The 10,445-nt window shown below is 71.1% G+C and carries 10 protein-coding genes; 5 read left to right on the top strand and 5 right to left on the bottom strand.

Translation table 11 applies throughout. From position 1 onward, the window contains the following. Positions 1-391 precede the first annotated feature (391 nt). A complete protein-coding gene (locus VM889_05945) occupies positions 392-691 on the top strand; it encodes a MazG nucleotide pyrophosphohydrolase domain-containing protein (protein HVL48079.1) in 300 nt (99 codons plus the stop codon). Here VM889_05945 and VM889_05940 read toward each other — a convergent pair. After that, entirely contained in the window at positions 672-1,424 is a 753-nt protein-coding gene (locus tag VM889_05940) for an HAD-IA family hydrolase (protein ID HVL48078.1), read from the bottom strand. The genes VM889_05945 and VM889_05940 overlap by 20 nt on opposite strands. Positions 1,425-1,625: 201 nt before the next feature. On the opposite strand from VM889_05940, the gene pdxS reads away from it, so the two are divergent. Beyond that, complete coding sequence (gene pdxS / locus VM889_05935) at positions 1,626-2,645, top strand: pyridoxal 5'-phosphate synthase lyase subunit PdxS (GenBank protein ID HVL48077.1); 1,020 nt, start codon at positions 1,626-1,628, stop codon at positions 2,643-2,645. Positions 2,646-3,107: 462 nt separating this feature from the next. Here the strand turns inward: pdxS and VM889_05930 are convergent, their stop codons facing one another. Both VM889_05930 and VM889_05925 read right to left on the bottom strand, forming a co-directional pair. Continuing rightward, positions 3,108-3,368 (bottom strand): hypothetical protein, encoded by a 261-nt coding sequence (locus tag VM889_05930; protein ID HVL48076.1) that lies wholly within the window; start codon positions 3,366-3,368, stop codon positions 3,108-3,110. 25 nt (positions 3,369-3,393) lie between these two features. After that, on the bottom strand, positions 3,394-3,549 hold the full coding sequence (locus VM889_05925) for a hypothetical protein (protein HVL48075.1): 156 nt from the start codon (positions 3,547-3,549) through the stop codon (positions 3,394-3,396). A gap of 137 nt (positions 3,550-3,686) precedes the next feature. Here VM889_05925 and pdxT point away from each other — a divergent pair, with 137 nt between their 5' ends. After that, a complete protein-coding gene (pdxT, locus tag VM889_05920) occupies positions 3,687-4,325 on the top strand; it encodes a pyridoxal 5'-phosphate synthase glutaminase subunit PdxT (GenBank protein HVL48074.1) in 639 nt (212 codons plus the stop codon). A gap of 21 nt (positions 4,326-4,346) precedes the next feature. On the opposite strand, the gene ileS is transcribed toward pdxT, so the two are convergent. Next, positions 4,347-7,637: an isoleucine--tRNA ligase gene (gene ileS / locus VM889_05915; GenBank protein HVL48073.1), complete on the bottom strand. Its 3,291-nt coding sequence runs from the start codon at positions 7,635-7,637 to the stop codon at positions 4,347-4,349. 87 nt (positions 7,638-7,724) lie between these two features. After that, the gene (locus VM889_05910; GenBank protein HVL48072.1) at positions 7,725-7,958 is read right to left on the bottom strand and encodes an Lrp/AsnC ligand binding domain-containing protein; all 234 of its coding nucleotides are present in this window, start codon (positions 7,956-7,958) and stop codon (positions 7,725-7,727) included. 134 nt (positions 7,959-8,092) lie between these two features. On the opposite strand from VM889_05910, the gene VM889_05905 reads away from it, so the two are divergent. Both VM889_05905 and pyrC read left to right on the top strand, forming a co-directional pair. Continuing rightward, positions 8,093-9,055, top strand: a complete 963-nt coding sequence (locus VM889_05905) for a replication factor C small subunit (protein ID HVL48071.1) — start codon at positions 8,093-8,095, stop codon at positions 9,053-9,055. A gap of 4 nt (positions 9,056-9,059) precedes the next feature. After that, the gene (gene pyrC / locus VM889_05900) at positions 9,060-10,364 is read left to right on the top strand and encodes a dihydroorotase (GenBank protein ID HVL48070.1); all 1,305 of its coding nucleotides are present in this window, start codon (positions 9,060-9,062) and stop codon (positions 10,362-10,364) included. Positions 10,365-10,445: the final 81 nt, after the last annotated feature.

The following is a 10,445-nucleotide window of genomic DNA, read 5'->3' as shown; positions in this document are numbered from 1 at the left end:
CCGCGTTTCTTTCCCGAACGGTGCCCGATTCACAGCCCCCTTTCGCGTGAGCCGTGCGGGGACGCGCGTGGCTGCCCCCTGAGCTGGCTAAACGCGCAAACCCGAGCGCGAACACTGGCTGCGGTCCCGGTCCCGGTCCCGGTCCCGGTCCCGGTCCCGGTACCCGACGCCCGGACCCGACACCCGGCGCCCGGTCCCGAGGCCCGGCGCCCGGTCCCGACGCCCGACGCCCGGACCCGAATCCCGGTCCCGATTCCCGGCGCCTGGTCCCGACGCCCGGACCCGGACCCGAATCCCGGTCCCGACTCCCGGGACCCGGTCACGGTTCCCGACGTTCGTCACGCGGAGCGGCCCCGCCAGGCTGATGCCGCGGCGCGGGCTTCGGCGGGGCATGGAGCTGTCGGCGATCCAGCGGGCGGTGGCGGAGCGGACGCTTGCGGGGGACCGGGAGATGGGTGTGGGTTTCCTCGCGATGGTGCTCGCGGAGGAGACGGGCGAGGTCGCGGAGGCGGCGCGCAAGGGCGACCTCGCGCACGCGGGGAAGGAGGCGGTGGACGTGGCCTTCATGGCGCTTGCGATCGCGAACCTCGCGGGCGTGGACGTCGAGGGGGCGCTTCGCGCGAAGTTCCTCGATCGTCCGATGGAGGACGTCGCGAAGTCCTGGACCGACGTCACGTGGAAGGACCGCTGACGCCGCCCTCGCGCTTCGCGAGGCGCTCGAGGTGGCGGCCGAGCTTCGCGAGGTCTTTCACCCGGTGCTCGACGTCCACGGTGCGCGCGCCGTGGCGGTCCACGAGCACGACGCGCGCGATGCCCGCGGCGCGCGCGCCCTCGATGTCGCGCTCGAACGAGTCGCCCACGAACACGGCCTCCTCGGGCGCGACCCCGGCCTTCGCGAGGGCGACGCGGAAGATCGCGGGGTGCGGCTTCACGTATCCCGCCTCCTCGGCGGTGGTGACCGCGTCCACGGTGCCCTCGAGCGCAAGGACGGGGAAGATCTCGGTCGCGAGGTAGCGGTCCGCATCGGTCACGACGCCGACGTGGAGGCCGAGCGCCTTCGCGGCCTTGAGGGCCTTGCGCGCGTCCGGATAGAGCCTCCAGATCTGGCGCTGGAGCTCGACGTAGGCGTCCCAGAACCACGCCACGTCCGAGCTTGCGGGCACGAACCCGCGCGCGCGGACGAGGTCCGCGAAGATGTCCTTCGCGGCGGACTCGAAGCTCTGGAACGCGGCCGGCTCCGCAAGGTGCGGCTCCGCCGCGATGCGGTCCATGAGCGCGACCGCGAACGCGCCGGAAAGGTCGCCCGGCTTCTCCGCGAACCCGAACCGCTCGATGACGCGCGCCATGACGGCGTCGAGCGCGTCGTAGTCCGACCCTTCGTCGAGGAGCGTGCCGACGAGGTCGAAGAGGACGGCGCGGATCACGTCCGGGCATCCGACCCGGCGGGCTAAAGCCTGTCGCGAGAGCGCGCCGCCTCGTCGAGGACCCTCGGCGTCCCCGGCCCCGGCCGACGCGCGACGCCGCCTCGCGGGCGGCGCGCCGATCGCGATTCCGCGGTCCCGACCCTTCTGGGCCGGGGAATGCTTCAAATAGCGTTCCGGGTTTCACAAAAGCTGGGAAACGCCATGACCCGCACCGTCCACCTCGACGATCTCCGCCACGGCACGACGCTCGTCAAGCGCGGCTTCGCGCGGATGCAGAAGGGCGGCGTCGTCATGGACGTCACGAACGCGGAGCAGGCGGCGATCGCCGAGGAGGCGGGCGCCGTCGCCGTCATGGCGCTCGAGCGCGTCCCGTCCGACATCCGCGCGCAGGGCGGCGTCGCGCGCATGTCGAACCCGAAGGTGATCACGGAGATCATCGACGCGGTCACGATCCCCGTCATGGCGAAGGCCAGGATCGGCCACTTCGTCGAGGCGCAGGTCCTCCAGTCGCTCGGCGTCGACATGATCGACGAGAGCGAGGTGCTCACGCCCGCGGACCCCTACTACCACATCTACAAGAAGGACTTCACGGTGCCCTTCGTCTGCGGCGCGCGCGACCTCGGCGAGGCCGTGCGCCGCATCTTCGAGGGCGTCGCGATGATCCGCACGAAGGGCGAGGCCGGCACGGGCAACGTGGTCGAGGCCGTCCGCCACCGCCGCACGATCCAGCGCGCGATCGGGGCGCTCCAGTCGATGGGCTCGAACGAGATCCACCACGTAGCGCGCCAGTACGCGGCAAGCTACCACAACCTCCCCGGCGCGGTCCGCGCGCAGCAGGGCATCCAGGAGTCCCTCGCGGGCAAGGAGATCCTCTTCGCGGACCTCACCGTCGACGAGGTCGTGAAGGGCCTCACCGAGGTCCTCCTCGAGATCAAGGCGAAGAACCGCCTCCCCGTCGTCGACTTCGCGGCGGGCGGCATCGCCACGCCCGCCGACGCGGCCCTCATGATGCAGCTCGGCAACGACGGCGTATTCGTCGGGTCGGGCATCTTCAAGAGCAGCGACCCCGCGGCCCGCGCGAAGGCCATCGTCGAGGCGACCACCCACTACGACGACCCGAAGGTCATCGCGGAGGTCTCGAAGGGCCTCGGCGACGCCATGCGCGGCGTGAGCATCGACACGATCCCCGCGAACGAGCAGCTCGCGAACCGCGGTTGGTGAGGGCCTGGCCAGTCGCGCCCCTGCGGGGGCGCGACGGGTTCGGGGCTTTACAGCGGGCACTCCGTCGCATGGGCCTGCGGGCCCATGCGACTCCGTGCCAGAGGAGGGGGCTATCCGCCCCCTCCTCTGGACTCCTCCCGTGGACCAGGGGCTCCGCCCCTGGACCCCCGCCGAGACCCGCGTTTCTTTCTCGAACGGTGCGAGTGTTTCGGCCTTTCGCGTGCGCGTGTGGGGGCGCGCGTGGGCCGCCTCTCGCGACGGTCAACCTTCTGAACCCGGGCGCGAACACCCGCTGCGGTCCCGGTCCCGGACCCGGTCCCGACGCCCGGTCCCGACGTCCGGCGCCCGAATCCCGGTCCCGGCACCCGGATCCCGGTCCCGGTCCCGACGCCCGGCTCCCGGGACCCGGCGCCCGGTCCCGGCAACCGTACGCCCGGAACCGCGAGCTTCAGAGCGTCCATGTCAGACGACGCCGGCGACGGGCCGCACGCGCTTGCGGTAGAGCTGCCACGCGGCGACGGCGGTCCAGACGAGCTCGAGGGGGAAGAAGACCCACGCGGCGATGAGGACGCTGTAGACGGTGAGGATGCCGCTTCCGAGGATGTTGAGGAGGAGGTAGCGGTCGGAGGTCGCGGCGAGCTTGCCCGCGGTGTTCGCGATGAAGGCGCCGAGGAGCGCGACGAGCCCGATGACGCCGAGGGCGTCGACGGCGAGGGAGGCCACGCGGCGCGAGCGCCGCGAGGGGTCATCAAGCCTGCTGGATCGCGACGTCGGCCGGGGCGCGCAGGCGGAAGCAGGTCTCGCACACGAAGAGCGTGCCGGGACCGCTTTCGCGCGTGAGGAGGTACCAGACGCCGCGGATGGTCTTCGTCTGGCGGCAGCGCGAACACGTGCGGGTCTGCAAAGGTTCTCTCCTCCCGGCGCTTCCGAGAGATTTCGGTGGGGATATACGTTGTGTCCGCCACGGCGTGGCCCGCGGGAAAATCGTCATCCTGACGGGGGCGGTGACAAGCTTATCCCGGGGGGGCGCAATGGGCGCGCGTGAACATCGGCGTCCTGGGCCTGCAAGGGGCGGTCTCGGAGCACGTGGAGGCCTTCAACCGCGTCCTCGCCGACCGCGCGGGCGGCGGCCGCGCCTTCGCCCTGCGTTCGCGCGACGACCTCGCCAAGGTTGACGGCCTCGCGCTTCCCGGCGGCGAGAGCACCACGATCTCGAAGCTCCTTCGCGCCTTCGACCTGCACGACCTCCTCCTCGGGCGCATCCTCGACGAGGACTTCCCCGTGTTCGGGACCTGCGCGGGCCTCATCCTCCTCGCCCGCGAGGGCGACAAGCAGGTCGAGGAGACCGAGACGAAGCTCCTGGGCGTCATGGACATGGCGACGAACCGCAACGCCTTCGGCCGGCAGCGCGAGAGCTTCGAGGCCGACCTCGACGTCGCGGGCGTCGGGCCGTTCCACGCCGTCTTCATCCGGGCGCCCGCGATCCTGCGCACCTGGGGCGCGTGCAAGCCGCTTGCGACGCTTCCGCTCGCGGAGGCCCTCCCGGGCGTCGGGCGGGCCCCGATCGTCGCGGCGCGCGAAGGCAACCGCTGGGCGCTCGCGTTCCACCCGGAGCTCACGGACGACCTGCGGCTCCACGCGGCGTTCGTCGACACGGTCGAGTCGTGGAAGCGCCGCTAGGGGCTTCCTCGCCGCGTCGCTTCAGCGCCGCCGGGCCTTCTTCGCCTTGCGCGCGGGCGCCTTCGCCTTCGTCGCCTTCGCGCGCGGCTTCGCCGCGGGCCGCTTCGCCTTCCTCGCGCGCGCGGGCTTCGGCGCCTCGCGCGGCGTCACGGCGATCTCGACCTGGACGCCCTCGACGTCCCACGTCCTGACCGAGGCGCCCGTCGGGGCCTCGGAGAGCGCGAAGCGCTCCGCGCGGACCTCGCCCGCGACGTCCGCGAGGCGGCCCTCGACGAGGCGGCGGAATTCGGCGTCGCGCACGTCGGCCTCGACGTCGATCCGCGCGTCGACCGCGAGCGCGAGCTCCTTGCGCATCTCCTGGACGCGACGGACGAGCTCGCGCGCGTAGCCTTCGCCCTTGATCTCGTCCGTGACGTGCGTGTCGAGGTAGACGTTCCCGCCCTCGAACGAGGCGCCGAGCACGTGGTCGGGAAGCGTGGTCGAGAACTTGACCGCGTCCTTCGGGATCGTGAACGCGCGGCCGCCGGCCGCGACCTCCATCGGGCCCTTCTCGAGCGCCGAGGCGAGGTCGCGCGGCTTCATCGCGCGGATCGCGTCCATCACGGCGGGCGCGTCGGCCTTGTAGAGCGGACCGAGCACGGTGCGCGCCGGTTCGGCGGTGAGGACGAGGCCCTCCCAGTCCTGGCCCACGAACTCGACCGCCTTCGCGTTCGCCTGGTCGAGGAGGAGCGGCTCGAGCCGCTTCACGGCGCGGCCCGTCGCGGCATCGCCCGAGACGGTGATCTTCGCGACCGGCCAGCGCAGCTTCATGTTCGCCTTCTGGCGCGCGTTCGAGGACGCCTCGACGAGCGAGCGCACGCGGGCCATGTCCATATCGAGCGCGCGGTCGATCCGCCTGCGGTCGGGGACGGGCCAGTCCTCCATGTGCACGGTCGCGTGGCGGCCGTCGAAATCCTGGTAGATGGCTTCCGCGAGGTGCGGCGCGAACGGCGCGAGAAGCTTCGCGACCGTGAGGAGGGTCTCGTGGAGCGTGAGGTAGGCGGCGAGCTTGTCGGGATCCTCCGCCTCGGCCCAGGCGCGGTCGCGCACGAGGCGCACGTACCAGCGCGAAAGGTCGTCGACGGCGAAGCGCTCGATCTCGCGCGCCGCGCGGTGGACCTCGGCCTTGCCGATGGCCTCGGTCGCGGTCGCGACGACGCCCTGGAGGCGCGAGAGGATCCAGCGGTCCTCGAGCCGGAGCTTCGGCTTCGACTTCGCGGCCTTCGCGGGATCGAACCGGTCGAGCGCCATGTAGCGCGTCGCGAAGACGTGCACGTTCCAGAGGATGTTGAAGGAGCGCGAGACGTTCTTCGCGCTCTCCATGCCGAAGCTCAGGTCGTCCCACGGCGCGCCGGAGGAGAGAAGGCTGAATCGGAGCGCGTCCGCACCGTACCTCTCCGCGAGGGTCTTCGGCTGGATGATGTTGCCGAGGCTCTTCGACATCGGGCGGCCCTGCTCGTCGTTGACCCACCCGTGCATGACGACCTGCCGGTAGGGGACCTTGCCCATCGAGGCGACGCCCGCGCCGAGCTGGCTGTAGAACCAGCCGCGCGTCTGGTCGAGGCCCTCGCAGATCCAGTCGCAGGGGAACCACTTCTCGAATTCGGTTTTCGAGCCGGGGAAGTCGAGCTCGGCCCAGGCCGCGACGGCCGAGTCGAACCACACGTCGAGGACGTCCTCGACGCGCTTCATCGTGCCGCGGCACGCCTTGCAGGGGATCGTGACCTTGTCGATCCAGGGCCGGTGGAAATCCATGTTCCGCTTGTAGCCCTTCGCGGCCTTCGCGAGCTCCTTCGAGGATCCCACGACCCGGACCTCGTGGCAGGTGTCGCACTTCCAGACGGGAAGCGGGATGCCCCAGTAGCGCTGGCGCGAGATGCACCAGTCGCGCGCGTTCTTCACCCAGTCCATCTGCCGCGCGGAACCCGCCCATTCGGGCGTCCAGTCGACGCGCTCGACCTCGCGGATCATCTTCGGCTGGATCTTGCGGACATCGATGAACCACTGGCGCGTCGCGCGGAAGATCTGCGGGTTGTGGCAACGCCAGCACTCGCCGTACGCGTGCTTCTCGTGCGCGAGGTGCAGGAGGAGCCCGCGCGCTCGGAGCCGCTCGATCACGGCCGTGTCGGCCTCGGAATCGCGCGCGCCCGCCGCGCGGTCCTTCACCGCGAGGCCGGCGAAGACCCCGGCTTCCGCCGTGTAGCGGCCGTCGGGACCCACGGGCGAGAAGACCCCGATGCCGTACTTCTTGCCGGCCTCGAAGTCCTCGACGCCGTGGCCCGTCGCGGTGTGCACGAGGCCCGTGCGGTCGCCCGTGACATGGGGGGCGAGGATGACGCGGTTGTTCCACCCCGTCGCTTCCGCGTGGCGCGGGACCTCGCTTGCGAACGGATGGTCGTAGTAGAGCCCCTCGAGGTCCTTGCCGGGGTGCGTCGCGACGATCTCCATCGCCGTGTAGCGGCCGAGGCGCGCGACGGTCTCCGCCTGGGACGACACCACGTGCAGGAACTCGACCTTGCCGTCCGGGCGCGTGACGCGCGCCTTCGCGTACGAAAGGTCCGGGTGCGCGGCGACGGCGACGTTCGCGGGAAGCGTCCACGGCGTCGTCGTCCAGACGACGAGGGACTCGTCCGCGCGGCCGCGCAGCGGGAACTTCACGAAGACGCTCGGGTCCTCGCGGTCCGCGTACTCGATCTCCGCGTTCGCGAGCGCGCTCTCGCAGCGCCAGCACCACGTGAGCACGCGCTCGCTCTCGAAGAGGAGCCCGCGCTTCGAGGCCTCGGCGAGGGCCCACCACGCGCCCTCGATGTACCCGTTCGTGATCGTCATGTACGGGCGGTCCCAGTCCATCCAGACGGCGAGCTCCTTGAACTCCTCCGTCATGACGTCCTTGTTCTTCGTCGCCCACGCGCGGCAGGCTTCGACGAAGCGCTCGACGCCGTACGCCTCGATGTCCTTCTTGTTCGCAATGCCGAGCTCCTTCTCGACCTTGACCTCGATCGGGAGACCGTGCATGTCGAAGCCGGGCTGGTCGCGCACCGCGAAGCCGCGCATCGACATGAAGCGGACCTGCAGGTCCTTCAGGAACTTGTTGCGGGCCGTCCCGAGGTGGATGTGGCCCGTCGCGTACGGGGGTCCGTCGATGAAGTACCAGCGCTTGCCGCGGGCGCGGTGCCTGCGCGTCTTCTCGTAGGCCTTCACGGCCTTCCAGTGCGCGCTCACGCGGGCTTCGAGTTCCACGGGGCGGAATTCCCGTTCGGCTTCCTTCACCATCGCGCGACCCCAGTCCGGGTCGTGGGATTCCGCGGCTCGTTTAAATGCGTTTGGAGACGATGCGGACGGCGCCCGGGGGAGGGCGCCTCAGAAGGGCGTCGAGAGGAGCGTCTCCGTGTGGCGCACGCCCACGTGGCCGCGGATGCGCCCGATGACGATCTCCTCGAGCTCGTCGTCGTCCTGCGCGACGACCTTCACGAGGAGGTCGTACTCGCCGAAGATGCCGTGCACCTCCTCCACCTGGGGGACCGACTGCACGATCTTCAGGACCTCCGTCTCGTGCTGAGGGAGGATCTTGAGGAGGACGAAGGCGGTGCGCACGCCGAGGCATGCGCGGCGGCTCGCTTAAGCATAGGGGCGGCCCCTCGGGTCCGCCGGGTCACCCTCCACCCTTAAGAGCGATCGCTCCGTTGGTGCCCCGTCGCCCGGGGCCGCCGGGGCGAGGACGTGGTGCCGTGGAGGAGATCTGGGTCGAGAAGTACCGTCCCGCGAAGCTGTCGGACATCGTGGGCCAGGAGGACATCACGAAGCGCCTTGCCTCCTACACGAAGGTCGGGAACCTCCCGCACCTCCTCTTCGCGGGCCCGCCCGGCACGGGCAAGACGACGGCCTCGATCGCGCTCGCGAAGGAGCTCTACGGCGACGCGTGGCGGCAGAACTTCCTCGAGCTCAACGCCTCCGACGAGCGCGGCATCAACATCGTGCGCACGAAGATCAAGGACTTCGCCCGCACCGCGCCCATGGGGGGCGCGGCCTTCAAGATCATCTTCCTCGACGAGGCCGACGCGCTCACGACCGACGCGCAGGCCGCCCTGCGCCGCACGATGGAGCGCTTCGCCGCGACGTGCCGGTTCATCCTGTCCTGCAACTACTCGTCAAAGATCATCGATCCCATCCAGTCGCGCTGCGCCGTCTTCCGCTTCCGTCCCCTCGCGAAGGAGGACATGACGAAGTTCCTGCGCAAGATCGCCGCGCAGGAGAAGCTCGAGATCTCGAAGGACGGCCTCGAGGCGCTCCTCTACGTCGCGGGCGGCGACATGCGCAAGTCGATCAACACGCTCCAGGTCGCCTCGGCGGGCGGCAAGTCCATCGACGAGGAATCGGTCTACCTCACGACCGCGACCGCGCGCCCCGAGGAGGTGAAGGCGATGCTCGAGCTCGCCCTCACGGGGAACTTCATGAAGGCGCGCGACAAGCTCGATGAGCTCCTCATCACCTACGGTCTCTCGGGCGAGGACATCGTGCGACAGATCCACCGCAGCGTCTTCGACCTCGCGGTTCCCGACGAGGTCAAGGTGAAGCTCGTCGATCGCACGGGCGAAGCCGACTTCCGCCTCGTCGAAGGCGCAAGCGAGCGCATCCAGATCGAAGCCCTGCTCGCCCATTTCGCGCTCGCCGGGACCGGCCTCAAGAAGTGACGCCATGGACCTCGTTCTGCGCGGCCGCATCCTCCAGGCCGACGGCACGCTCGCGCGCGGCGCCGTCGCCGTGAAGGACGGCGTGATCTCGGCCGTCGCGCGCAATCTCACGGGCCGCGACATCGTGGACGTCGGCGAGCGCGTGATCCTCCCCGGCGCGACCGATCCGCACGTGCACTTCCGCGACCCCGGCCACCCCGAGAAGGAGGACTTCGCCTCCGGCACGCGCGCGGCGGCGTTCGGAGGCGTCACGTGCGTCCTCGACATGCCGAACACCGCGCCGCCCGTGCTCGACGGCGCGACGCTCGCGGCGAAGCTCGCGAAGGTCCGGCCGCGCGCGCACGTCGACTTCGGGCTCTTTCTCGGCCTCGGCGCCTCGGGCGGCCTCGACGGGATGCCGAAGGCGACGGCCCTCAAGATGTACCTCGGCGCGACGACGGGCGATCTCCTCGTGCGCGACGAGGCCGTCGTGCGCGCGGGCCTCGCGGCCGCGAAGGCCGCGGACAAGCCCGCCGTCGTGCACGGCGAGGACGAGGGGTGCCGCGAGCGCCACCTCGCGGAGGTCGGGGGCCGCACGGACTGGCTCGCGCACGAGGATTCCAGGCCCGCCGAATGCGAGCGCGACGCAATCCTCGGGGTCGCGCGCGCGAACTTCGGCGTCGGGGCCCGGGTCCACATCGCGCACCTTTCCACCGAAGCGGGCCTCGGCGCCCTCGCGCCGGGCATGACGGCCGAGGTCACGCCGCATCACCTGCTCCTCGACCGCGACGACCTCGCGAAGGGCGGCGTGTACAAGATGAACCCGCCCCTGCGATGGCCCGCTGACCGCGCGGCGCTCTACGAGGCGCTCGGCCAGGGCCGCGTGTGCCTCGCCTCCGACCACGCGCCGCACACGCTCGCCGAGAAGCGCGCGGGCGTCTGGGAAGCGCCCTCGGGGGTGCCGGGCGTCGAGACGCTCCTCCCGCTCTTCCTCGCCGAGGCCGCGGCCGGTCGCCTCCCGCTCGCCGCCGTCGTCGCCGCCGCCTGCGAGATGCCCGCGCGCCTGTTCGGCCTCCCGAAGGGGCGCCTCGAGCCGGGCTTCGACGCGGACCTCGTCGTCGTCGACCTCGCGAAGCCGCGTCCGATCCGGGGCTCCGAGTTGCACTCGAAGTGCGGATGGACGCCGTACGAAGGCCGCGAGGGCGTCTTCCCGACGCACGTCTTCCTGAGGGGCGAGCGGCTCGTCGACGACGGCGACCTCGTCGGGGCCGCGCGCGGCCGGTTCCTCCTGGGGACCGAGCGCGCCGCGCGCAACCTTCCCCCGGGCTGAGCCGCGTTCCCGCACGCGATAGTCTGAAATAGCGGCGGCGGCCCTCGGAGATGCGTGCCCGATCGCGCGCGCTCGAACGGA

The organism is Candidatus Thermoplasmatota archaeon, assembly GCA_035540375.1.
Lineage (GTDB): Archaea > Thermoplasmatota > SW-10-69-26 > JACQPN01 > JAJPHT01 > DATLGO01.
Note: the sequence above shows the minus strand (reverse complement) of the source record. Positions and strands in the feature narration are given on the sequence as shown.

Coding starts and splice junctions, on each gene's coding strand:
- VM889_05945 (HVL48079.1), top strand. CDS start 392: ATGGAGCTGTCGGCGATCCAGCGGGCGGTGGCGGAGCGGACGCTTGCG.
- pdxS (HVL48077.1), top strand. CDS start 1,626: ATGACCCGCACCGTCCACCTCGACGATCTCCGCCACGGCACGACGCTC.
- ileS (HVL48073.1), bottom strand. CDS start 7,637: ATGGTGAAGGAAGCCGAACGGGAATTCCGCCCCGTGGAACTCGAAGCC.
- pyrC (HVL48070.1), top strand. CDS start 9,060: ATGGACCTCGTTCTGCGCGGCCGCATCCTCCAGGCCGACGGCACGCTC.